The 24,917-nt window shown below is 43.2% G+C and carries 21 protein-coding genes and 1 pseudogene; 3 read left to right on the forward strand and 19 right to left on the reverse strand.

Going from position 1 to position 24,917, the window contains the following annotated elements; genetic code table 11:
* Positions 1 to 206: 206 nt before the first annotated feature.
* The 4 genes and pseudogenes from L6I86_RS05260 to L6I86_RS05275 all read right to left on the reverse strand — a co-directional run bounded on the left by L6I86_RS05260 (position 207) and on the right by L6I86_RS05275 (position 5,470).
* Entirely contained in the window at positions 207 to 3,371 is a 3,165-nt protein-coding gene (locus tag L6I86_RS05260; protein WP_236285318.1) for a fibronectin type III domain-containing protein, read from the reverse strand.
* A gap of 822 nt (positions 3,372 to 4,193) precedes the next feature.
* A pseudogene (locus tag L6I86_RS05265) lies at positions 4,194 to 4,304 on the reverse strand (IS1595 family transposase); the annotation flags it as partial.
* Positions 4,305 to 4,634: 330 nt separating this feature from the next.
* The gene (locus L6I86_RS05270) at positions 4,635 to 4,880 is read right to left on the reverse strand and encodes a hypothetical protein (protein WP_236285321.1); all 246 of its coding nucleotides are present in this window, start codon (positions 4,878 to 4,880) and stop codon (positions 4,635 to 4,637) included.
* Positions 4,881 to 4,972: 92 nt separating this feature from the next.
* Positions 4,973 to 5,470: a hypothetical protein gene (locus L6I86_RS05275; protein WP_236285323.1), complete on the reverse strand. Its 498-nt coding sequence runs from the start codon at positions 5,468 to 5,470 to the stop codon at positions 4,973 to 4,975.
* Between the two features lie 211 nt (positions 5,471 to 5,681).
* Here L6I86_RS05275 and L6I86_RS05280 point away from each other — a divergent pair, with 211 nt between their 5' ends.
* Positions 5,682 to 6,455, forward strand: a complete 774-nt coding sequence (locus tag L6I86_RS05280) for a cysteine hydrolase family protein (protein WP_236285325.1) — start codon at positions 5,682 to 5,684, stop codon at positions 6,453 to 6,455.
* 290 nt (positions 6,456 to 6,745) lie between these two features.
* On the opposite strand, the gene L6I86_RS05285 is transcribed toward L6I86_RS05280, so the two are convergent.
* The 8 genes from L6I86_RS05285 to L6I86_RS05320 form a co-directional block, all read right to left on the reverse strand.
* Complete coding sequence (locus L6I86_RS05285; RefSeq protein WP_236285327.1) at positions 6,746 to 7,432, reverse strand: DnaD domain-containing protein; 687 nt, start codon at positions 7,430 to 7,432, stop codon at positions 6,746 to 6,748.
* Between the two features lie 38 nt (positions 7,433 to 7,470).
* Positions 7,471 to 8,760: an asparagine--tRNA ligase gene (gene asnS, locus L6I86_RS05290; RefSeq protein WP_056614219.1), complete on the reverse strand. Its 1,290-nt coding sequence runs from the start codon at positions 8,758 to 8,760 to the stop codon at positions 7,471 to 7,473.
* A 70-nt stretch (positions 8,761 to 8,830) separates the two neighbouring features.
* On the reverse strand, positions 8,831 to 10,039 hold the full coding sequence (locus tag L6I86_RS05295) for an acetate kinase (protein ID WP_236285329.1): 1,209 nt from the start codon (positions 10,037 to 10,039) through the stop codon (positions 8,831 to 8,833).
* A complete protein-coding gene (locus L6I86_RS05300; protein ID WP_236285331.1) occupies positions 10,036 to 10,908 on the reverse strand; it encodes a 3-hydroxyacyl-CoA dehydrogenase family protein in 873 nt (290 codons plus the stop codon). The genes L6I86_RS05295 and L6I86_RS05300 overlap by 4 nt, the downstream gene beginning before the upstream one ends.
* Positions 10,909 to 11,027: 119 nt before the next feature.
* Positions 11,028 to 12,533, reverse strand: a complete 1,506-nt coding sequence (locus tag L6I86_RS05305) for an AAA family ATPase (RefSeq protein WP_236285334.1) — start codon at positions 12,531 to 12,533, stop codon at positions 11,028 to 11,030.
* The gene (locus tag L6I86_RS05310) at positions 12,526 to 13,062 is read right to left on the reverse strand and encodes a hypothetical protein (protein ID WP_236285336.1); all 537 of its coding nucleotides are present in this window, start codon (positions 13,060 to 13,062) and stop codon (positions 12,526 to 12,528) included. Before L6I86_RS05310 ends, L6I86_RS05305 begins: the two co-directional genes overlap by 8 nt.
* Before the next feature lie 151 nt (positions 13,063 to 13,213).
* Complete coding sequence (locus L6I86_RS05315) at positions 13,214 to 13,702, reverse strand: cell wall elongation regulator TseB-like domain-containing protein (protein ID WP_236285338.1); 489 nt, start codon at positions 13,700 to 13,702, stop codon at positions 13,214 to 13,216.
* A gap of 42 nt (positions 13,703 to 13,744) precedes the next feature.
* Positions 13,745 to 15,040, reverse strand: coding sequence for an amidohydrolase (locus tag L6I86_RS05320; RefSeq protein WP_236285341.1), 1,296 nt, complete (start codon positions 15,038 to 15,040; stop codon positions 13,745 to 13,747).
* Positions 15,041 to 15,298: 258 nt separating this feature from the next.
* Here L6I86_RS05320 and L6I86_RS05325 point away from each other — a divergent pair, with 258 nt between their 5' ends.
* Positions 15,299 to 15,925 carry a DUF47 domain-containing protein gene (locus L6I86_RS05325; RefSeq protein ID WP_056614240.1) on the forward strand — a complete coding sequence of 209 codons (627 nt, stop codon included), beginning with the start codon at positions 15,299 to 15,301 and terminating at the stop codon, positions 15,923 to 15,925.
* A gap of 59 nt (positions 15,926 to 15,984) precedes the next feature.
* Complete coding sequence (locus L6I86_RS05330) at positions 15,985 to 16,986, forward strand: inorganic phosphate transporter (RefSeq protein WP_236285343.1); 1,002 nt, start codon at positions 15,985 to 15,987, stop codon at positions 16,984 to 16,986.
* A gap of 56 nt (positions 16,987 to 17,042) precedes the next feature.
* On the opposite strand, the gene L6I86_RS05335 is transcribed toward L6I86_RS05330, so the two are convergent.
* From L6I86_RS05335 to L6I86_RS05365, 7 genes are all read right to left on the reverse strand, one after another.
* On the reverse strand, positions 17,043 to 17,663 hold the full coding sequence (locus L6I86_RS05335) for a redox-sensing transcriptional repressor Rex (RefSeq protein ID WP_056614246.1): 621 nt from the start codon (positions 17,661 to 17,663) through the stop codon (positions 17,043 to 17,045).
* 3 nt (positions 17,664 to 17,666) lie between these two features.
* Entirely contained in the window at positions 17,667 to 20,525 is a 2,859-nt protein-coding gene (gene dinG / locus L6I86_RS05340; RefSeq protein WP_236285345.1) for an ATP-dependent DNA helicase DinG, read from the reverse strand.
* A gap of 90 nt (positions 20,526 to 20,615) precedes the next feature.
* On the reverse strand, positions 20,616 to 21,212 hold the full coding sequence (locus L6I86_RS05345) for a tetratricopeptide repeat protein (protein ID WP_236285347.1): 597 nt from the start codon (positions 21,210 to 21,212) through the stop codon (positions 20,616 to 20,618).
* Between the two features lie 87 nt (positions 21,213 to 21,299).
* Positions 21,300 to 21,683 (reverse strand): aspartate 1-decarboxylase, encoded by a 384-nt coding sequence (gene panD / locus L6I86_RS05350; RefSeq protein ID WP_236285349.1) that lies wholly within the window; start codon positions 21,681 to 21,683, stop codon positions 21,300 to 21,302.
* A 6-nt stretch (positions 21,684 to 21,689) separates the two neighbouring features.
* The gene (gene panC / locus L6I86_RS05355) at positions 21,690 to 22,559 is read right to left on the reverse strand and encodes a pantoate--beta-alanine ligase (RefSeq protein ID WP_236285685.1); all 870 of its coding nucleotides are present in this window, start codon (positions 22,557 to 22,559) and stop codon (positions 21,690 to 21,692) included.
* A gap of 24 nt (positions 22,560 to 22,583) precedes the next feature.
* The gene (gene panB / locus L6I86_RS05360) at positions 22,584 to 23,438 is read right to left on the reverse strand and encodes a 3-methyl-2-oxobutanoate hydroxymethyltransferase (RefSeq protein WP_157256918.1); all 855 of its coding nucleotides are present in this window, start codon (positions 23,436 to 23,438) and stop codon (positions 22,584 to 22,586) included.
* Between the two features lie 327 nt (positions 23,439 to 23,765).
* Entirely contained in the window at positions 23,766 to 24,734 is a 969-nt protein-coding gene (locus tag L6I86_RS05365) for a biotin--[acetyl-CoA-carboxylase] ligase (protein ID WP_236285351.1), read from the reverse strand.
* Between the last annotated feature and the right edge of the window lie 183 nt (positions 24,735 to 24,917).

Raw genomic sequence — 24,917 nt, forward strand, 5'->3', positions numbered from 1 at the left:
TATGGTTCCGAAATAATCATTTGATCATATCACCCGTATTTCTAAGCTAATGATTATCGGTCGGATATATGATACTACCGACAAATCTTCAAGTTAAAGGGAAGAACTTACTTATAAACATGGCTTCAACTGCTTGTATTCGCCCTGAAATATGAAAAGAGCATATATCAAAGGATATATGCCCAAAATAATTCAAGGTAAATATTTTATTTCTCAAATTTCTTCTCTTTGCTCTCTTTGTCATCATTTCCAGATCCATTATCTTTAGGCGTTGTGATTTCTAAAGATAAAGCATCTGACCAGTTATCTTCTGCATCACGAGCTTCAACTTTGAATGTATATGCGGTGGATTTTGTTAAGTCGGTTACTTTGAATGAAGTTCCAGTCAACTCAGAAATGACTTTACCATCCTGAGTTATACGGTACCCTGTAATTTCTACGTTATCCTTAGCTACTCCCCAATTTAAAGTTAAATCCGTTTTACGGATGTTGGAAGCTGTTATTTTGCTACCAACTTCCCAAGTTGGTGCTAAACCATCTTTTGTTGTTACAATTACACTAGGTCCTTTGCCTGTCCACTTGTTTGCAGTATCACCGGCCTCTACCTTGAAAGTGTATTTAGTGTTTTGCTCAAGTCCTGTAACTTTGTAAAATGTTGAAGAAGTTGTATTAGCGGAGTTTACAGGTAAAAATTGAATACCATTATCAATAGGCTTGCCTTCCTTGTAAATTCGATATCCACTTAATGCGATATCATCAATAGCACCACTCCAACTAAGTACGACACTATCTACTCCAATATCACTAGCCTCTAATTTACTACCTTCTTTCCATACAGGTGCAGTTATATCATAAGCAGGGAGAGTTTTTACTGTGAGCGATGTTGGATACTGAATAGCGTTTCCTGCTGCATCAACAGCTACTACCTCGTATTTGTAATTTGTATCAAACTTCAACTTCGTTGCATTATAAGAAGTTGAACCGATAGCACTACCTACCTTTTCTCCATTCTGGTAAACATCATAATGGTCTACTCCAAAGTTGTCTACTGCAGGTGTCCAATTGATATTCAACCAAGTAGTGTTAGAACCACCTGTTAAATTGATCGTGCAAGTTGGAAGTACAATTGGTGCAATTGTGTCTTTCTCACCAGTAGTCTTAATTGTAGCGGAAGGTCCGTCAGTGACGTTACCAGAGGCATCAACAGCATATACCTTGTATTCGTAATTTAAACCAGGAGAAAGTCCAATAATTTTGTAAGTAGGTCCTGTAAATAAGTTGTAGTTATTGGAAGTTAACGAATTGATGTATCTTCCATTCTGCGTGATCAAATATCCCGCTACATGAACATTATCCGTAGCAGCAGTCCAAGATAAGTCAGCGTATGTGTCACCAGTGACTGAGCTAATTTTAGATTCAGAAGGGAAAACTGGTGATGATCGTTGGTCAACATCAGGAGATGTAGGAAGATTCCCCCGTGTAGTTGTTCCTGTAAATTTCAATCCACTTGAATAGTTAATTTTCCAGGGATTGGTTACGCCATCAAACACTACGTCATTGAAAGTACTGTTTTTCATATAACTGATATTTGTTGGAGTTTTTACACCATAGAACTTTACATTGTCGAAATTAATATCATGGTGCTCTCCTCCAGATACACCTGCTACTTGGATACCTACTGGAGTAGAGTCAACAGTTACGTTTTGTACAGTAACATCTTTAAACTCAGAAGATGTTGATGCAGGCTCGTATTCTAATGTACCATTAGAATCGTCGTAAGCAGATGTAAATATGAATGCTTGCCCCGAAATATCACGCATAGCATTATCTCTAAAGATTATGTCTTTAGCTCCGCCACCAATACGTGAATTAGTTTTCATACGTAAACCAACATCAGTATGGTTCATGACATTATCTTCTGCTAGGATATCTTGAATCCAAGCTGCTGTATGACTACCTTCAACTATCGCACCATGTCCTTCACGGAAATAGTTATTGAAAATCCAAGCATTCTGAGAAGGCTGATTTTTAGCACCTGCTGAACCTTGACCTGCTGCGAAGTTTACACAATCATCTCCAGTGTCAAATACACTATTAATTACAGTAAGACCATCACTATGGATGAATTCAATACCATCAGCATTGTTGTCATCAAATGTAAGGATACGCACTCCGTCTACAGTGACATTCTTTGATTCGGCGTTTACTAGAGTATGGTTAGAAGGGTTAATTGCTGTAAATCCACCATAATAAACATTCTCTACTCCCTTCATCAAGACGAGATTAGATCGTACCGAGTAGGCAGGGACTTGATATTTTTGTAAATTAGACTCTGGTGAAAAGTTAGAATCTACATAACCCATATCAATTGCTTTCTGAGTCTGACTCTTAGCTAAAATACCAGTTTTAGCCCAATATCCAGTGCTAGAAGGATCACTAGTGCTTCCTGTATATTTACTTCCATTTAATACAGTTTGGTTAGGGAATTGTGTATCCGTATATCCTTCAGCAGGCTCAACTACAAATGGCTTATCCCCCTGCCATACCCAACCATTTCCATCAATTATACCCTCTCCTACAATACGGATATTCTTTAATACACCTTCGTCAAAGGACTGAGCGTTTATTAAAGAATAATAACGAGGAGTTTCCATGTAGTCATAGTGATAATAGTTGAACTGGTAGTCATCAGCATTCTCAGAACCGAGTAATTTAGCTCCCTTAACTACTTCGAATGTTAAGTCACTTTTAAGCCAAATTGCACCCGTTTTAAATACTCCCTCAGGGATAACTACTTTACTACCAGGAGTTGCAGCATCAATTGCAGCTTGAATTGCATTCGTATTCAATGTTACTCCGTCACTGACTGCACCATAATCAGCTACATTAAATATCGTTGGAATTGTAGTAGTTTTCTGATTTACAGTAAGACTGACAGGTGATAAGTTACCAGAAGCATCTACTGCTTTTACGTAGAATGAGTACTCGGTATTAGGAGATAAGTCCGTTACTGTAAAAGTATGTGATTGGATCTTCGTGTATTTCACACCACTAGGGTCGAACTCATTGTAAAATTTCTTAATATACTTCTGGGAAGCACTAGCTTTATTCTGACTAGCCTTGCCAATTTCTTTGCCATCCATGTAAATAATATAATCAACGATATTTGAATAGTTAACGGGTTTCTGCCAAGCTAAAGTGATACTCTTTTCATCAAATGCTAGTGTAGGGACTTTCAACACAGTCGGAGCTTGAACAGCAACAGATGATGCCAGTATGTTGTAGGGTACTGCTGTAACTCCAGATAAACCACTAATTACTAATGTTGAGGCGAGTGCTACTGACATAAGTTTATTTTTCTTTTTAGACAAGTATTTGTACCTCGCTCTACTTTATATTTTTTGTAAATACATGTGACGTATCAATACTGGAGTGCAGTTCTGATCCGATTCACATGGCACCCCAGGCTCTCCATCACAAAGCGGATTGGCAGGAAGATCCGTTCATTTTGAAGTAGCTGTTGCAAATGCGGTCTGCATACTAAAAAACCACTCCGATTGTAAGCGCTAACAATAAAGTTAGAAGTAAATTTTTCAATTTGTATTCGCTCCTTTTAGTTGGAAAGTGGTTGTATCCCTTTGTCTATATTATCGCAAGCAACGAAATATTTCTCTTCATCTATCTCTATTTTCCTAAAAAACTATTCATATTTTTGACAAGCAAAACCATTCCGTTAGAACAGTTTACCTCCATGTATCAAAGACCTTTGGAAGTAACGATCCACCTCTAGCAAATCATCAACAATAAATCCAAATGTTAAAGTTCAATGTTGATATTAGGTTAAAAAAAGAACTTCCATAAAATTGGAAGCTCTTTTTTTTATTTATTTGCTTATTAAATTAACCTATCCTTTAGTTTATACATCTAACTATTTATAGGTGATTTTTAAACTGGATAATTTTAAAAAAGTGAAATGCTCAGAACTATCGTCGATAAGGTACATGCGGACATTAAAGTTATTATTTTTACTTTGTTTTTCTCTTCTGAAGATTTTACAAGTTCTCGGGATACCGCAATCCATGTAACAATGAATACGATGGTTGCTATTAAAAGCAACATATTACCTCCCCCTGTATAAATTTTCACATATGTACTTTCATTAAATGCTCATTAGTTGAATAAGAAGTAAAAAATTATATCGTGAACTTAGATAACCTAAGTGTATCATATGTTTCTGTATTTTGTTTTAGATTTCCTTTAATAATCAAGTCTTTCATAGTGACTTCGTTTCTCTGGTGCTGGATACCTATCCGCACGCTCTCAGTATCTCCTATCCACACTCCTAGTCGTTCCTGGCGACATCATAGACCGTATTAATTCCGCCACCTCCCACAGAACTTTGACTATTAACTATTTCTGCGTTAGCGTAAAGAACATTGCAATGAAAGTCCCCACTTCCGTACTGTTTGTGTAATAATTCTTGTTTCTTTTCTAAGTTTCTCGTAGCAATACTCCAAGTATTCATCGAATTGGCCATCTGTCATCGACATAATCTTTTCACCAAGCTTTCAATTCTTAACTATCGTGTCCCTTTAGCATAACGAAGTTTTGCTCCTTCGGAAGCCTACAACGTCTTACTTTCTCTTAACATATCGCACAATCAAAAAAATTGCTGCATAAAACATGAAGGTAATCAAAAACAGTACGGGATAAACGTACGGATCAATGTGGATCACAACGAAGTAAGAATCGTGATATTGGAAATCTTCCGGATTCCCCGATACATCACCGATATTAGTAATGCCTATAATCGCTAAGTACATAATCATCGGTACAGCCAAGGATATAATTATCCCGGTAACAACGCTTTTTCTGCTCATCCAGTCTTTCCTTTCCACGTCCTACCTGCAGTCTTTATATGTGTGGATTAAACTAACGTTCCTCGTTAGTTTAGTTGTGTGGAGAAAATAAATTAATTTACAGGAATATCGAGTTCTTTCCGAAGTTGATGTACGGACTTTTCATTTTTTTGGTATTCTTCTTTTCCTTTTTTATATTTTTCGATTATTTTTTGTACTTCTTCTGCCTGTTTGAGATACTTATCGTCGTTATATCTTACCGCATCTGCTTTAAATCCAATAACACAAAGTGTCAAAGTACCAATAGACTCCTCTAATTGCCTGGCAAAATTTTTAGTATCATCAGGATCAGCTTCCAGTTCTAGTCTTCTTGTTTCATTACCGAGACTCTTAACTTTAATACCTTGTAGGTTTCTTGCTTCTTTGTCCTCCCTTGTTTGGTCGGGCATCGAGTCCAATTTATTGTGCTCAACCGTTTCCTTATCCTTAGCTGTCTGAACTAGAGCTTTCAGAGAGGCTACATCTTTTGCAGCTAGTACGGAAATAGAAAATACACTTGCCGCAACTAAACATATAGCTGTAATGGCAATTATTTTTGTTTTTAATTTCACGAATTTCCCTCCTCGATCGTCTTACTTTATACGATACCATTACTTGGAAGTTGCGTTAATCTGACCTTCACTTCAATGAGCAATAAAGAGCCGTGTTAGAGCAGCTCCTGCGCACATGTTACCCGTTAGCATACCTTCTGGAAACAATTCGTCAAAGTTGCACACTAATTTCTATAACAAAGGGAATCAAACAATCTACAAATACATATAGATGCCTATAAAGTTTTTAATGACTATGTACTTGTTCGGTGCAGCTGTCGTGCCAATGCTATACTTTTTAGAAAACAACTCCTCTATCTTCCTGAACAGGTTGCAAACATTTCCGCAAACTTATGCTGCGAGGGAGGTAAGTAATTTGCCGTTTAAACCACATCCCGATAATACTGCTATTGTAATCACAGACCCACAAAATGACTTTATGAGTCCTGGGGGAAGAGGCTATCATCTGACTAAAGGAACTATTGAACGAAACAATACTATACAAAACCTTGAACTATTAATGAGAACTGCCATGAATAAGGGATACCAACTTTTCATTTCGCCCCATTATTTATACCCTCATGATTATGGCTGGCAATTTACAGGAAATGAACAAAAGATGCTATTAGGTCTTAGAATGTATCAAGTGGCAAATGCGTACACACCACCGTCATTTGGAGCTGATTTTGTTCATTCTTTCAAACCTTATATTTTTGATAGAAGAACCGTCATTGCAACTCCTCACAAGGTTGCTAGCCCACAAACAAATGACTTGGAATATCAATTACGACAACATAGAAAAGAGAAGATAATTATTGCAGGGGTACTTTCCAACGTTTGTGTAGAGTCACATATGAGGCATCTAATCGAAACTGGTTTTGAAACAGCTGTTGTATACGATGCCACCGCAACAATTAGTGAAGAGGATTTTCAAGCTGCCGTTACAAATTACAAAGCATTTGCCAGTGCTACTTGGACGACACAGGAGGCTATTTCAAACTTATAAATCAGTATCCCCAATGGTAATTTCCTATACAACTTGTCCGAGCTGTCCCCAAGTGGTTGCTTGGTCAGAATAACGGATGAATTTAGATAGCACAACCCCCTGCCCGTTAGCTTAATGCCATTCCCAGTCTAATGCTATATTTTCTCAGTCTACAACTTTATTTTCCTGGTCTAATACTTTATTTTGTCAGTCTAATGGTTTATTTTCTTTTAACAAATACACAGTGTAGCAGCAAAAAAAACGCCCATTTCCTCTCCCTTCCGGAGATAAAAAATGGGCATTTTCCCTTATTATCGCGACTGTCGAAACCGCTGCGAATACTCTTTGGCCTGATCCACTGTCGAGACGCGATTGCGGCTCCAATCCAGCAAAATCCGGTCAATATACCGAAAATGGACTTTCCCGGCAAATACAGCTTCTTTCAAAGCGGTCATGATCAGCTCTTCTTTGTACATATCTTTGTCCAGCCAATTGCTGATTGTTTCCAGCTCCATTGGCGTTAGCGGTCTAGCGAATTCATTTTCGATGGTTGTATAAATGTTCTTCACTCGATCATCGCTAGGCGCTTGCGTAGTTGCCGCCAACTCCGCTAACTCTTTCAGCTGCTGCTCCGCCACGCGTTTCGCTAATTTCTTGTAGAGCGGCGTCAGGTTATACTGCTCGCTGCGAAAGCCCGTTGTTTCGTGCGTATCCTCATCGATCGCGATAAACTGCTCACGAATCAGCTTCTGCACACTGGCAATAACGACATCTGGTGAAGCCGACATTCGCTCCTGGATTTCATCCAGTGTCGGGAATGTGTTCCTATCCTTTTCAACAAAGGAAATGAAATGAATCAGTGTCATGACGTCAACTTCACTCAAAAGTAGTGCACGATAATGCTTGAGCAATAGACTCGGTACCGCGACACTCCCCTCCAGAAAGCTATTCATCAGGATCGCTTCAACCTTCATCTGTGTATTAGATTGCGTACTCATACGTCTTTCCCCTTTCTCCCCATGGACAACGCCACTACTTAAGGGTATAGACGGTATAACAAACGTGGGAATGGAATGGTTTCACGCACATGATCCAAACCGCAAATCCAAGCAACCGTGCGCTCTAAGCCTAAACCGAAACCGGAATGCGGTACAGTTCCATATTTGCGAAGATCCAAATACCATTGATACGCCTCTTGCGATAGCTCGTGCTCCTTGAAGCGCTGCTCCATTAATTCCGGGTCATCAATCCGTTGACTTCCCCCAATAATTTCACCATAGCCCTCTGGCGCTATCATATCGGCACACAGCACGACTTCCGGACGACTTGGGTCGGGTTTCATATAGAAAGCCTTAATCTCCGTTGGCCAGTGGGTGATAAATACCGGCGTTTCGTACTGAGCTGCAATCGCTGTCTCATGAGGAGCTCCGAAATCTTCTCCCCACGCGAATTCATGCCCATTTTTTTGTAAATAGTCAACAGCCTCATCGTACGTGATACGTGGGAAGCTTCCTTTTATTTTCTCGAGCTTCGATGTATCCCGCTCCAACGTTTCAAGCTCAGCCTGACAGTTCTGCAGCACTGTTTGCACGATATGCGATACAAACTGCTCTTGTACCTCCAGGTTTTCTACGTGATCCACGAATGCCATCTCCGGCTCGATCATCCAGAACTCGATGAGATGTCTACGTGTTTTGGATTTCTCCGCACGGAAGGTAGGACCGAAGGAATATACGCGGCCTAGTGCCATCGCAGCTGCTTCCATGTATAACTGTCCGCTTTGCGTCAAGAAGGCATCTTCATCGAAATATTTCGTATGGAACAAGTTCGTCGTGCCTTCACAAGAGGAAGGTGTCAAGATTGGCGGATCCACCAGATGAAACCCTCTGTCATTGAAGAACGCTTGAACCGCTTTGATAATTTCTGCGCGAATCACAAGAACCGCACGCTGACGCGGGCTCCGAATCCACAGGTGACGATTGTCCATTAGGAAATCAACGCCGTGCTCCTTCGGAGTAATCGGATACTCTTCCGTAACTTGAATGATTTCTACGCCAGTTACGTCAAGCTCGAAACCGCCTTTGGAGCGTGTGTCTTCTTTTACTTTTCCCGTTATGTATAAGGAGCTCTCTTGCGTTAGCTTTGAAGCTGCTTCCCACACCTCTTCACTCACTTCACTTTTAACAACAACACCTTGTATATATCCCGAACCGTCACGAAGCTGCAAAAACTGAATTTTACCACTTGAGCGTTTCTTGTTAAGCCAACAGCCGATGGTAACTGACTCGCCGACATGATGTTTCACTTCACCTATTGTACTTTTCATTGGATATCCTTCCTCCCTAGAACTGAAGATCATTACTATTGTACACTATTTCCCGATTTCCACGAAAGAATCAGTCGGACTGCGATTGCACGAGACTGTAAGTATCTTGTGCGATGACCCATTCTTCATTCGTTGGAATAACAAGCGCTTCAACCTTTGAACCACGCTTCGTTATTCGCTTTTCTATGCCTCTACCAAGTAGGTTCGCTTCCTCATCAAAATCAACCCCAAGGAAGCTCAAGCCCTCGCATACCGCTTTACGCAGCGGCGCGGAATTCTCGCCTACACCTGCGGTAAACACAATCGCATCGACGCCATTCATCGCCGCGGCGTAAGCCCCGATGTATTTGCGCAGACGATACGCATACATCTCAAAAGCCAAGGTAGCGTTCTTATCGCCCGCTTCCACAGCTTCCACGATCTCACGCATGTCGCTGGAGATCCCTGAGATCGCCTGCAGGCCGCTATGCTTATTCAACATGGAGCTCACCTCGCCGATCGTCAAATCCTCCTTGCCCATCACATAGGGCACGATGGCCGGATCCAGATCGCCGCTGCGTGTGCCCATCATCAGACCTTCGAGCGGGGTCATTCCCATGCTCGTGTCAACCGACTGGCCGCCCCATACAGCGGCGCAGGAAGCGCCATTACCAATGTGACAGGTAATGAGCTTCAACTGCTCCAGCGGGCGTCCTAGGAAGGCAGCGGCACGCTCGCTCACGTACTTGTGCGACGTACCGTGGAAACCATAGCGGCGCACCTTATGTTTCCGGTAGAGCGCCATCGGCACCGGATACAGGTAGGCCTTCGCCGGCATCGTCTGATGGAAGGCGGTGTCGAAGACGACTGCCTGCGGTACGCCAGGCATGTTCGCATCCACCGCCGAGATGCCCAGCATATGCGCCGGATTGTGCAACGGCGCCAAATCGAAGAGACGCCGAATCTCCTTCTTCACCTCGTCCGTAACGAGGACGGAGCTCTTGAAGGATTCGCCTCCGTGGACGACACGGTGGCCAACAGCATCAATCTGTGAGATGGCGGTCAACACGCCATGCTCCGGATGAACAAGCACATCCAGCACTCTGCGGATGGCCGTTGTATGCTCTAGAATTTCATCCACCTTATGAAAATCGGGTTTGCCCGCTGGTTCGTGCATCAGGATAGCGGTATCCATCCCAATGCGTTCTACTCTACCCTTGGCCAGAACAGTTGCATTTTCCATATCATACAGCTGATATTTCACAGATGAACTGCCAGCATTGATGACCAAAATATTCATAGTCGGTCACCATCCTTGTCGTAACGGAAGAAACCTTCTCCCGTCTTAGCACCAAGATGACCGGCACGTACCATTTGTTTCAGCAAATAGGAAGGACGGTATTTGATATCGCCGTATTCACGGAACATCCCCTCTAGCGCAGCCAATACGGCATCTAGCCCGAACCGGTCACACATCTCCAGTGGACCATGTTTGAAATCATAGCCGATACGCATCGCTTGATCGATATCTTCCGCGGAAGCGACACCTTCGGATAAGGTGTGCAATGCCTCATTAATGAGCGTACAGATCAATCTCGTCGTAATATATCCTGGCGATTCATTCACTTTAATACTCTTCTTGGTGAGTACGTCATCCACAAACTGACGTGTAAGATTATAAGTCTCGTCCGACGTTTTCATCGCCCGTACGATTTCAACAAGATTCACTTTGGCTACCGGATGTAGAAAATGTAAACCTATGACACGCTCAGGATGCGTTGTAATTGCTGCAATCTCCGTAACACTTAACGTAGAAGTATTCGTAGCTAGTATGATTTGAGGCGAGCATATTTGATTGAGTTGGAAAAAGACATGCTTTTTCGCATTCAAATCTTCTGAAATCGTTTCAATTACGAGCTCGCAGGATGCCATGTCCTGAATCGAGTTGGCTCGTTTGATTTTCGAAAGGATGGACTTCTTTTCTGCCTCCGTCAAAGCCCAACGTTCAATTTGCTTATCTAAACTAACCGTTATTAGCTCAAAAGCGCGGTCTAGCTTTTCTGTTGTTTTCTCAGCAAGCATGACATCAAGACCACGCGCGGCCAGCATTTCGGAAATGCCCTGCCCCATCGTCCCTCCGCCAATGACACCAATTGTTCTGAACATCATAGCTTGTTTCTCCTTCTTCCGTACTTCTTTCGTACTTCTGCCTTACTTTATTAGTATATGTATCCTGCATACGTGTAGTAAAGCGAATAACCGCTGGCCTAATTGGCCAACGGTCATTATTATGCACTTTGTGACACAGAAGCGTCAAATAATGTACGAAAAGTATCACCAGAAAGTACTTCTTCCTTCATCAGAATTGCGAACGAGTGCTCAAACACACTGCGTTGCTCATCTAACATTTTCTTCGTACGCAGCATTAACGCATCCAGGATGGCAGCATTTTCTTTCATCAGCTGTTCCTTCGTCACCATCTCACGATCAATAATACCTAAGCTGGTAAGTCCGGCATCCATCATGTTACGAACCATGGAAAGTGACTGTTCGAAATCGTTGCGAGACCCGGTACTGCGACCTCCGTAAATCATTTCTTCCGCAGCCGCTCCACCAAGGGCAATCATGATTTGATCTTCGATATAATCTTTCGTATACAAATAATGATCCTGCGGAGGATTATGACGAACATACCCTAAGGCTTTCCCACGCGGACTCACTGTTACTTGGGAAACGGACCCTGGACGAACAAGCTCTGCAATAATAGCATGGCCTAATTCATGATAAGCCACGCGTTCTTTCTCACCATTCGCTGTTTCTTTATCTGTTCGCTCCCCCATCATAACCTTATCTATTGCCGAAGCCAAATGCGGCTGCTCAATCGCTGGCTTATCTTCACGCATCGCATAAATAGCTGCCTCATTCAACACGCCCTCAAGCTGTGCACCTGAAAAGCCAAAGGTTTGATCAGCCGTTTGCTCCAAAGTAACACCTTCAGCTAACGGTTTATTTTTGGCATGGATATGCAGAATGGCTAAACGACCTTTTTTATCTGGCAGATCAACCTCGATATGTCGGTCAAATCGGCCAGGACGCAGCAAAGCACTATCGAGCATTTCCTTCCGATTCGTCGCGGCAATAATGAGAATTCTCGGTGCATCATTTGTATGAATCCCATCCATCTCCGTCAACAACTGATTCAATGTCTGGTCATACTCGCGTTGTTGGCCACCGTCCCGTTTTCCACCAATAACATCAATTTCATCAATAAAAATAATGGCATTATCCTTACCTTCTTTAACAGCACGAGCTCTAGCTTCCTTAAATAAATCACGTACTCGACTTGCTCCGACACCTACATACATCTCAACAAACTCACTGCCTGAAGCAGCCATATAAACAGAATTCGTATAATGCGCAGCGGCTTTGGCCATTAAAGTTTTCCCTGTACCAGGGGGCCCTGTCAATAGTAATCCTTTCAGCGGACGAATGCCTAGCTTCTTAATTTCCTCATGCTTAATCAAGAAATCAAGTGCTTCCATCAATTCTTTCTTCGCTCGATCTTGTCCGCCAATTTCATCAAAAGTGAGAAACGAAGGGGTCCGATTCTTGCTTTTCCGATCTCCTCCGCCTGCTGCAGCTCCAATACCGCCGCGGGTTTTCATCATATACAATAACGATCCACCCAGCGCACTCACGAATAAGATAGGTATCACATTCACACCTAGGAAAGCTAAGAACACTAGAAAAACAGGAATAAATCCAATCCCAATCTCTTTATATATTTTACTCATTCGGCCACACTCCGATCTGGGAGATTCTTGGCAGCATGATAAATTTAGTCGTATCACCATCTGTTAAACGAATGTAAACATTATACTCATCCATTTCGCTGTCTACGTTCAGCGTAGGTATACCATTTGCATATTTTTCTAAGGTTGTTGGAATATCCGCATAATGCTTCGTTTCCATCGCTTGAGCTACCTCAAATAACGCTTTAGACCACCATTGATCCAGCTTGTCTGAGGGTTGATTTTTAATCGTTATATTTACGGTTCGTTTCCCGATAATTGATGCGCCTTCGTCTTTAATTACCTCAACAACTTGTCGTAAATTAGCGTCAGGCTTCAAAGTCAACTCGACATCCACTTGATTCGAAGAAAGCTTCATCGTGGAATTCGTTACACCTGGTGCCGTATTAATGATATGTGATAATGGATTTTCCATCGCAAAACTTGTATAGGCGAACCAGCCTCCAAAAAGTACTCCAGCCGAAATAATCACGCTCAAAATAACAGGTAAAACGCGCAGTTTCATCTTCATAGGTTGCGTCCACCTTTCTGTAATGATATATTTGTATGCCTCAAAAGCAATACGATAAGTATATCACCACTTATATACGATATGCCTTATGTAAACAGTGGAAACTCATGAAGTCAGCATTCTAGTTATAATACAAAAAAGCTCAACCTTCTTAATGAAGGCTGAGCCGATAAGTATCCAGATAAGTACCATCTTTGAAGGTATAATAATCATAGAAATACCGCGTACCTCTATCATCCTTCGTCTTATAAAATACTTCCCATACATAGTCATTCCCTAGTTTGCCTGGTATTGCTCGCTCAATTTCACTAGTCGGCGCCTTTTTCAATACCGCAGCGCGGGCTTGCTCTTCTGTGAAGGCTTCCTCCGCCATTTCCGTATAAACATCTTCAGCAGATACCCAAGCAATTAAACGCTGTCCTAGCTTGTTCTCCCCATATACAATCTGAAACGGCTCATCACCGTAGAAAAAATCCACCTTTGATGCCTTTGTCATCATACTTCCCACATAGGCTTTTTCAACAGCTACACGTTTCTCATCCCAGTGTTCGTTCTGCACATTCAGATAGAATCGGCTAAGCACGACACCCAGCGTTGCTATAATAAAAACGCCAAGTGTGATCGTTCGCTTCGCATTCATAACCGCCGCGCACCTCCCCAAACCACTTACTTTGCCTTAGCATTAGCCTTTTAGTCGATCAAAACAACATTCAAATTCACGTTTAATTTTCTCTTCATCTAAAGTTAAACACTCACCTTTACGGACGATCCAGTTGCCATCAACGCAAACATCTACGACATCTTTCGCACAAGCGGCGTACACAATGTGGGAAACGAAGTCCGTTTTGGGAAGGAAATGAGGCTGATCGATATCCAGTGCGATGAAATCTGCTTTCATACCAGGCTCAAGTAAACCAACATCCTCCAGCCAAATGGATTCTGCTCCCATCCGAGTTCCAAGCAATAAGGCTTCTTTCGCAGGGATCGCTAATGGGTCACCAGTTACTCCTTTATGAATAAGCGCTGCCAAACGCATTTCCTCAAACATGTCCAAATTGTTATTGGATGCCGCTCCGTCTGTACCTAAAGAAACTTTAACGCCAGCGCGCAATAATTCTGGCAATCGGGCAACACCACTTGCAAGTTTAAGATTACTGCCCGGATTGTGGGAAACACGTACATCATATTGTTTAAGAATAGCTATTTCTTCATCATTCAAATGAACACCATGCGCAACAAGCGTTGGGCGAGTGAATACGCCTAGCTTTTCCAAGTGAGCCACAGGTCTAGCGCCATACTGTTCGACATTGCCATCGACTTCACGGCGAGTTTCCGACATATGCGTATGTATCGGAAGATTAAGATCATGTGCAGCCTGTACAATACGCTCGATATAATCTGGCGGACATGTGTAAGGTGCATGCGGCGACATCATTGTAGTAATTCGACCATCCGCCTTACCATGCCAGCTCTTTGCAAATTCAGATGCTTCAATTAGCTTTGCTGTTTGCACATCGGGCGGACATAATCCGATCACACCGCGGGTCAAAACGCCGCGCATCCCTGATTCCTCTACTGCCAAAGCAACTTCATTCATATGGTCGTACATATCGACAAATGTCGTTGTGCCGCCTTTGATCATTTCAAGGATCGACAACCGCGTTCCCCATTTGACGTCCTGTGAAGTGAATTTCCCTTCCATCGGCCACATTTTTTCCTCTAACCATACTTGCAGTGCTAGGTCGTCACCATAACCGCGGAGCAGTGACATCGCAGCATGTCCATGTGTATTCACAAGTCCTGGCATGTACAGCCTATTCGTACCGTCAATCACTTCATCATAATTGTCTAATGGTTCTGGCACTTCTGTCCCGATGTATGTAATCTGGCTGCCTTCAATAACCATGCAGCCCTTGATGGATGTTTTGTCTTCCTTATTAGAAATAAAAATACCATTTGAAATTAATGTTTTTTTCATAGTAAAAAACCCTCTCTATGCTCATTCTATAAACAGCTACTGCTCCATAAACTTTACATCTTCAAGCTTGTAAAATCAAGGAAGCCGTGTACGATTCCTAAGTTGTTGAGAAATTGTAAATTGTCACGGAATTTTCGTTGCTTTAGCCCTAACGAGTATGATACTTTAAACATTGTGAGTTTTTTCTACAATTTGGTCATTTTTAAATCACAAATTCGTTCAAAAACTTGTACATATAGTAAAAATTAGGAGGATTCTATGACAACGTTATTCACCAGAAAGAACGAAGTCGATTTCTTGCAACTTCTTATCCGTGCTGCAGAGAACGCTTTGCAAACAGCTCAATTGTTTCGTACAGCTATGATGGGTGATAAACCCCCAATTGAGTATGTCAAAGCAATTCATGATCTTGAGCATGCAGGAGACTCCATCACACATGACATTTTCAGAGGTTTGAACAAAGTATTTATCACTCCTATTGATCGGGAAGATATTATGGTTCTAGCTTCCAAAGTCGATGATGTTACCGATGGTATTGAGGCTACGATTGCTCGTTTCGACTATTTGAGTGTTTCTCATACAGATTCCTACATGAAAGATTTCTCTGGAGTTATCGTAGACTCATGTCAACATATGCTAGATGCTTTCAAGCTTTTAGCTAAGAAAAAATATATGCAAATTCCGGAGCACACGGTGGCTATAAATAAATTAGAAAATGATGGAGATCGTTTGATGCGCGAAGGAATTCGTCAAATTTTCATCACACGCAAAGACCCCTACGAAGATTTCAAACTCAAAGAAATTTACGAGCGTTTGGAAGAAACAACCGATGCCTGCGAAGATGTCGCTAACATTCTAGACAGCGTAGTACTTCGTTACTCTTAAGACAAGATGTCTGTGTGTACGAAGAAAGTTTTCCAATTGGAAAGCGCTAGGAGGAATTCATGTTAACTTATTTGATCATAATCGTTGCACTAGCCCTGTTATTCGACTTCATCAACGGATTCCACGATACAGCTAATGCGATTGCTACTTCCATTTCTACGCGAGCATTAAGTCCGCGTGTAGCGATTTTCATGGCTGCTTCACTTAATTTTGTTGGGGCTATGGTTTCATCGGAGGTAGCCAAAACAGTAGGCGGAAGTATTGCCAATCCTGCGAAGATCGAAAATGGCGTTGAAGTCGTGATTGCAGCCTTGCTTGCAGCAATCATCTGGAACTTACTTACCTGGTACTTGTCTATTCCATCTTCGTCCTCCCACACGTTACTTGGTGCCTTAGCTGGTGCTGTAATTGCAGGAGCAGGCTTCAATGGCGTTAACTGGAGTGGTTTCACACAAATTATTATCATTCTTATTTTATCGCCGATTATCGCTTTCGTTCTAGGTTATCTCATTATGGTATTGATCAAAAATATCGTGCTGTGGTCAGGTAATACATCCAGATCCAAACTAAATCGTGGTTTTCGTACGTTACAAATCATCTCTGCCGGTTTACTTTCGTATTCCCATGGTGGTAACGATGCGCAGAAGGCGATGGGGATTATCGTGTTTGGTCTTGTTGCAGCCGGCGTTCAAGATGATTTGAATGTACCGATCTGGGTAAAAATTGCTGCAGCCCTCGCGATGGGCCTTGGTACATCCATTGGCGGATGGCGGATCATTAAAACAGTCTCGGGTAAAATTGTTAAAATTGAGCCGATCAACGGCTTTGCCTCGGACTTAACATCATCGATTGTCATTCAAATCTCAACCTTCATTGGTAAACCATTATCCACAACACATGTTATTTCCTCTGCGATTATCGGGACAGGCAGTGTCATGCGATTCCATGAAGTACAATGGGGTACGGTTGGTCGAATGTTAGTCACTTGGGTTATTACCATTCCGATCTCCATGGTTCTTGCTTACACCCTGTACTTTGTGATATTCCGTTTAATCATGTAGTAATAAAAAACAAAGGCACGACCCGCTGAAGCTGCGCGGGTCGTGCCTTTTTCATGCTAATCGAGATAATAAGCTAAGCTTTGAAGCTCTGTCGTGAAATCCGCATAATGCACGCGTACATCTGGCGGCACCTTAATGATGACTGGCGCAAAGTTCAGTATCGCTTCAATGCCACAAGCAACGAATTCATTCGCTACATTCTGTGCTTCAGCCGCGGGAACGGTAATAATACCGATCCGCACACCAAGCTCAGACATAACTGACTTCATTTTATCCATGGGGAGCACAACCAAATTATTAATCACTTCGCCTGTCTTTGAAGGCATGGCATCGAATAAAGCCACAATTTTCATATCATTACGTAAGTACGTATTATAATTGCAAAGTGCTCTGCCTAAATTTCCTGCGCCAACGAGGGCAACTTGAATATGTCGATCTAACTTCAGAATCTGGCGAATCTTCTCTATCAAGTAATTGATATCATAGCCAATCCCTTTTTTGCCAAACTCGCCAAAATAAGCTAAGTCCTTCCGAATTTGAGCAGGATTCAGATCTAATTTCTGACCTAAATCCTGAGAAGACACCGTGGACACATTGTTCATTTGCAACTCGTTTAGATAGCGTAAATAGATAGGTAATCTGCGGACAACAGCTTCTGAAATTTTTTGTGTTTTCACGAATTAAGCTCCTCCCATCCATTGCTCAATCCTCGGCAGCATTTGTTCGCAGGTCATGTGCTCGATCTTCGGACCAGGCAACGAATAGAGGAAGTGCTTGCCATAATACGTCTCAATAACACGTGTATCATAGATAATAACGATCCCTTTGTCTGACGCCCTCCGAACTAATCGACCGAAGCCTTGTTTAAATCGAATAACAGCTTGAGGAACAGAAAATTTCATAAATGGATTCTCATTGCGCTTCTTGATATTCTCACATTTGGCTTCGACAAGCGGGTGATTAGGCGGTTGGAATGGGAGACGAATGATCGCCAGACAACTTAACGCATCTCCTGGAATATCTACACCTTCCCAGAACGAACTAGTGCCCAGTAACACGCACATTTTATTATCTTGGAACATTCGGGTCAACTTACTGCGATTGCCGCTGTCAACACCCTGACCAAGCACAGTGATGCCATGTGGGTTGAGCTTTTCCTTCATTCCTGCATGAACAAGCTTCAACATCCGGTTCGAGGTACATAGAACTAGCATTCGCCCCTTTGTCACCTGTGCAACATCACTTAGAGAGTTGATCAGTGCTTCGATAAAAACGGGATCTCCCGCTCCCTTGATCGTTGGAAAATTACGTGGAATGACGACCAAAGCCTGCTCACGATAGTTAAAAGGTGACGGTAATTGCACTGTTTTCAGCTTACCTGACTCTTCGTCTTCTGGAATGGCTAAGCCTAGCTGCTCCGCCGAGTACTGGAACGATTTATTCACCGAGAGCGTTGCGGAGGTCAAGATAATACTGTCTTTCGTTTCAAAGAAATGCTGCTGCAGCAACCCACTAACATCCGTTGGAACGGAATTCAGTTGAACCGATTTGGCTTTCGCATACGTGCCAGCTTCAATCCAATACACGTACCCTTCATCTGCCATTTTCATAAAGAAATGAAGCGCATCACGATGCGCATACAGCTCTTTCACAGTTCCATTCAGATCGGTCACTAACCCTTGAACACCAAGTCCATCTTGCTGCTCCTTTAGCTCACTCAACAATTTATCCAAAGTTCGCAAAAGTTCACTCGCATTCAGATAAATGTTATCCTCCATAATCAACAACTCACGCCAATTCGCAGGCAGAGTCTCCGGCTTCAAACGCAGCACATATTGCGAAGTTTCCGATTGTGAAGGATCACTTCTGGAGGAAACCAACTCGTACAGGGCTTCACTTAAACGTTCCCAGTCCTCTTTGATCGAAATGATTTTCGGAAACAATCCATCAATCGTGTTACTCCATGCGGCTGCTCGCTCCCCTGCCTCATCCGATTTCTGTAATCGGAAACGAAGCATTGGAAGCTGTCCGCTTCGATTATCCTTATACAGCCACAATAAGGAATGGTAAAACGCAGAGGCATGCAGCTCGATCCCGAGGTGCTTACTTGCCACTTCTTCAAAGTGATGCGCCTCGTCAATCACAAGGTGCTTGTAGGACGGCAGAAGGCGGTTCTCAGCCTTCATATCCGTAAAGAGGAGGGAATGGTTCGTGATGATCACATCAGCCGTATTGGCGTCATTACGAGCTCTGTGGTAGAAGCACTTCTTATACCAAGGGCACATGCGGTTTAGACAGGAGTCCGTGTCACTCGCAACCGAGTACCAGAATTGGGCACCTTTGTTGCCAAAGTGCAGTTCTTCCTCATCCCCATGTTCGGTTTCACTTAGCCAAACAACCATTTGCGCGGCCGTTATCGGGTCTTCTCGGCTATTTTCGTAGTCCCGTGTTGTGAGCTTCGTCTCAAACTTACGAAGGCACAGATAGTGACTTCTTCCTTTGAGGACAGCTGCTTTGAATGGAATAGGAAAAATTTCTTTTAATAGAGGGATATCCCGCTCACGCAGCTGCTCCTGCAAATTAATCGTATGTGTCGAGACGACAACTTTCTTCTCATATTTCAAACCGTAATAGATCGAAGGAATCAAGTATCCCAGTGATTTGCCTGTCCCTGTTCCCGCTTCGATCATCAAATGCTGATCTGCCTCGAGAGACTTCTCCACTTCCAGAATCATTTGATCCTGAGATTCACGATCCTCGTACACCTCGAATCGTTGTTGGAGCGCGGATTTCAGGCCTTGCTGAAAGGCTGTAAAAGAATTTCCTAACGCTGCCGTTACTTCGTATTCAGAGCGCGGATCTTCGTCTTCTCCCCAATCCGTCACATTCAAGGTAAATTGACGGAAGTAACGATTCGTATCCATATCGACACTTGTTACTGACTCTTTATATAAACAAATTTCGTCCAAAAACCACCCCAAATCGGTGTTACCGTTTTCGAAAATTTGGTTCAACCGTTGCACCGTTAAGAGAGGCAGCCCCAGTAAGCGATCCAAGCAGTGGATCCAAATCAATGCAGTAACTTCCGCATCACTGTCTGCTTGGTGCGGCCTTTCATGATCAATCCCAAACAACGCCGCCACCATACTAAGCTGTAGACTAGAGATGGACGGGAATAAAATACGCAGCATATCCATGGTGTCCAGGACACGACCCGAGAAAGGAGGATAACCAGTTCTCGTTAGCCCTCGCTGCAGGAATGATAAGTCGAACGCTGCTTGATGCGCTACAAGCACACAATCAAACAAGAGGGGAAACATGTCTGACATTACCTGATCGAGTGATGGTGCATCCGCAACCATCTCATTGGTAATCCCTGTTAAAGTTGTAATCGAAGAAGGTATACTAATCCCTGGGTTCACCAGAGAAGTATACCTGTCTGTAATTTCAAATTGATCTATGATGACGAGTCCAACCTGTATAATTTCGTCCCCAGGCTGACTTCCTGTCGTTTCAAAATCCAAAACTGCAAATTTCATAACGTCTATCTTCAATCCCTTCGTCCTACACTTCTCCTAGCATACCAAATCTGATTAGGAAAAGGGAATACCTTGTTTTACCGTTTCGGTTTAGGACTCATCGAGATTGATTAGCGGCTCCATACAAGAGGGGTCGGTATGATAAGCTTTTTGAAAATATTCGAAAGCCTTCTCAAGGTTCTGGTTTTGCACTTGAATACAACCCATGGCATTATAAGAAATAGCTTTCATCTTTGAATTTTCCATCAATGGCAAGAGGAATTTGAAGTGTTGATACGCATCACCAAACTCCCCTTTTCGTAAATGTCCCATCGCTAAATACACTCGCGCTAATAAGAAATCCGGCTGCCGCTGAATCAACACCTCGAATTCTTTGATCGCTTGATCATACATGTACAACTTATAATACCCTTGTCCGCGCATGAATTCTTCCGTTTGTTTGCCGGACATGTCGAGCTCCATAAGTTCATCATGTAAGGTTTGAGTATTGCTGATCGGCACCGCCCCATAAAACTTTCCCAGCTTCTCCTCAAAAAGCAGCCACGCCTCGATGAATTCATCACTCATCGTTTTTAACACTTGCAATTGTTCGTCAAGTTCGGCCTTTTTCTCCACATCGCTGTTCGGATATTCCTTCTGGATTTCTTCCAAAACCTCATTCATTGTGGAAAATAAATGCTTAAACATTTGGCATCCCCACCTTTGCTTCGAAAGCTTACCCTCATTCTTTGTAAACAAAGACGTTTTCATGCATGGCATGGTAAGTCTGCCTGCTTAGAGGACGGTTGAATGTTCTTCTTCCTTCAGCAACTGGGCAACGGTGTTGTTTGCTCCCATAATGGCAATCGTTGGATGATGCTTTTTCGCGTCTTCGTCGCTCATCATGGCATATGAAACAATAATAATGGTATCACCTGTTTGAACGAGTCTCGCTGCCGCGCCATTCAGACATACCACACCTGTGCCGCGTGGCCCAGGAATAATATACGTCTCCAGACGTGCACCGTTGTTGTTATTCACGATTTGCACTTTCTCATTTGGCAGCATATCTACAAGGTCAATCAAGTCCTCATCGATCGTGATACTGCCGATATAGTTTAAATTCGCCTCGGTAACCGTGGCGCGGTGAATCTTCGCTTTCATCATTGTGCGAAACATAAGACGTCACTTCCTAACTTGTAGAATAAGATTATCAATTAAACGTGTTTTTCCAAACTTCACAGCCAGCGCGATAATAAGAGTATTAATAGAATGGCTATGTTCAAAAGGCTCTAAAGTTGGGTAGGACAATACTTCAACGTAATCAATAACGGCTAATGGCGCCGTTTGGATATGATCGCGAACTAAGCTTTCTAGCTCTTGTGATGTAAATGAGGATGCTGACTTGCTTTGGATGAATGCCTTCGCTTGCTGTAAAGACTGTGACAATACCAGCGCCTGCTGACGCTCCTCTGCTGATAGATATACATTACGCGAGCTCATCGCCAAGCCATCGTTCTCACGCAGGGTTGGGCAAGGTACGATTTCAACAGGTATATTTAAATCCTGAACCATTTGCTCAATCACAGCCACTTGTTGGGCATCCTTCAAACCAAAGAATGCTTGGTCCGGCTGAACCATATGAAACAGTTTATTAACAACCGTAGCCACACCATCAAAATGACCAGGTCGTGAAGCCCCGCAGAGTCTTGTCGTGACCTCCGACACACTCACCGTGGTGCGTGTTGGTGTTGGGTACATCTCATCTACGGAAGGCATAAATACGATGTCCACACCTGCCGCCTCAGCTACCGCCAAATCTTTCTCCGCATTGCGCGGGTATCGTTCAAAGTCTTCACCAGGACCGAACTGCAACGGATTCACAAAAATACTTAACACAACTAATCCACTTTGAGAACGAGCTTTTTGGAGAAGACTCGCATGTCCTTCATGTAAAAAGCCCATCGTCGGCACAAAACCGACAGACTGATCATTCTTGCGTCGATACGCTTTAATCCGAGCTCGTAAATCGGCAATTGTCTGAACCACTTCCATGGTGTGGATCGCTTCCATGACCAATCACTCCTTATCGCCGTATAGATATTGAACAACATCATTGTCCATATGAAATGTATTTTCTTGCGCCGGGAACGTCCGCGCTTTCACTTCTTTCACATATTCGCCAATCCCTGCACGGATAGTTTCCCCGATATTTGCATAGGCTTTAACAAACTTTCTGGGAGCACTGTCAGAACCATACTGCAGCAAATCATGATACACAAGCACTTGCCCATCACAATGAACGCCAGAACCTATGCCAATTGTGGGAATGGACAGCTGCTTCGTGATCCATGCCGCTAATTCATCCGTCACCAGTTCCAGAACAACCGCGAACGCACCTGCTTCCTCGATAGCCTTCGCATCACTCAACAGCTTCTTCGCTTGCTCCGAGCTGCGCCCTTGTACACGAAAGCCCCCCAGTTGGTGAACTGACTGTGGCGTTAGCCCCAAATGACCAACGACAGGCACGCCTGCCTCTGTTATCGCTTTGACCGTAGCCGCGATCTCCGCGCCGCCTTCCAATTTAACCGCCTTGGCTCCGCCCTCACGCATCAAACGTCCAACACCTTGTAAAGTAGCGTCCAAGCTGCCGTGGTACGTTAAGAATGGCATATCAGCGACGACAAACGTATTCGCGGCACCACGCACTGCAGCACGTGTATGATATACCATATCATCTAGTGTAACAGGCAGTGTAGAATCATAGCCTAGCACAACATTGCCTAGTGAATCGCCAACTAGAATGACATCAATACCTGCTTCTTCCGACAAACGTGCTGAAGGATAATCGTAGGCCGTTACCATCGTAATCGGCACGCCGTCTTGTTTCATTTTTCTCATCTTTGCTGTCGTTAGCGCTTTTCGTTGTTCCACAGTAATCCCAGCTTCCTCATATAAAATAAAAAACCTTTTAGCTAAGAGCTAAAAGGAGCGCATGCAGAAAGAATCAATGATCCCTCTGTCTCGGTCCTTGTAAGGCTCAGAGCAGAATCCAACATCTTGTTTCCTAGGTTATTCCGTTGTCGTGGTAGACACCGACAGTGCATTTGTGACCATGCAACTTGATGATTTGCATCATTCAGCAAGATCATGTGTAAGGTCATTTGCCAGATCAACTTACAAGTGCAGTTCCTATAAGGATACCGCCTTATGCTTCTATTATACCAAAGCTTGCTTCCAGAGGATACCCTTTATCTCCCACTACTTTAGTTCAATGTCTCCAGAATAAATTTTAATCCGTTCACCATTGGGGGTTATCACTGTCAAAGCACCAGTATTATCCAAGGAGTCAGCGATACCATCAATAAAGCCTGATGGTGTTGATGTCCGAATCGGTCTCTTCAGCGTGACACTTAACGCTTCCCATAGTAACCGAATTGGAGCAAATCCCTTCTCCAGATAAAGAGCATACATATCCTCAAATTCCAATAAAAAAGCTTGTACCAAGCCCTCACGTGAAACCTTTCCGCCGGACTCTATCGCTAAGGAAGTTGCAATCGAACGCAACTCTTCCGGGTAATCCTCTTCTAACAAATTGACGCTGATTCCAATCCCTGCAATCACATACTTTAAGCGTTCGTCCTCGCCACTGCTTTCCAGCAAAATACCACTAACCTTCTTCCCATGTATTAGAAGATCATTAGGCCATTTGATGCCGATTTCAACGTGGCACACTTTTTGAATGGCACGACATAAAGCAACAGCACTAAGCAGGGTTAGTTGCGGCATGAAGTACATAGGAATACGCGGTGTCAGAATAAGACTCAACCAGATCCCTTTCCCTGCTGGAGAATGCCAGCTGCGCCCCATTCGACCTCTACCTGCTGTCTGCCTCTCTGCGAGTACAATCGTGCCTTCAGGGGCCCCAGACGCGACCAGCTTATGAGCGATCGTTTGTGTAGAATCTACTTCATCATAAATATGCACTTTTTGACCAAGCACCTTCGTTTTCATGCCATTCATTAACTCAGTGATCTGCCACTTCGCTGGCTTACTTATTAGACGATACCCTTTGCGTGAAGCAGCTTCGAACGCATAGCCCTCCGCACGAAGTTCCTCAATGTGCTTCCAGATTGCAGTACGGCTCACACCTAACCGCCGACTGATTTCCGCCCCGGATACGTAGGTCTCGGGCGTTTGCTCAAAAAGCTCTAAAATTCGTTCATTCATACGATTTCACTCGCAATCTTATAATTTGATCTATAGTAGCGCAGGTGATGCGCTTGATTTCTAATTCAAATAATACTTCTAACCCAATTAACTTGCTACTTCATCGTACAATATACCTCTAATTCATTTAACTAGCTAATTCTTGCCTTACTAGATACGTCTACTCAACTAACTTGCAGGATA

It is taken from the genome of Paenibacillus allorhizoplanae (genome assembly GCF_927798215.1).
GTDB lineage: Bacteria > Bacillota > Bacilli > Paenibacillales > NBRC-103111 > Paenibacillus_E > Paenibacillus_E allorhizoplanae.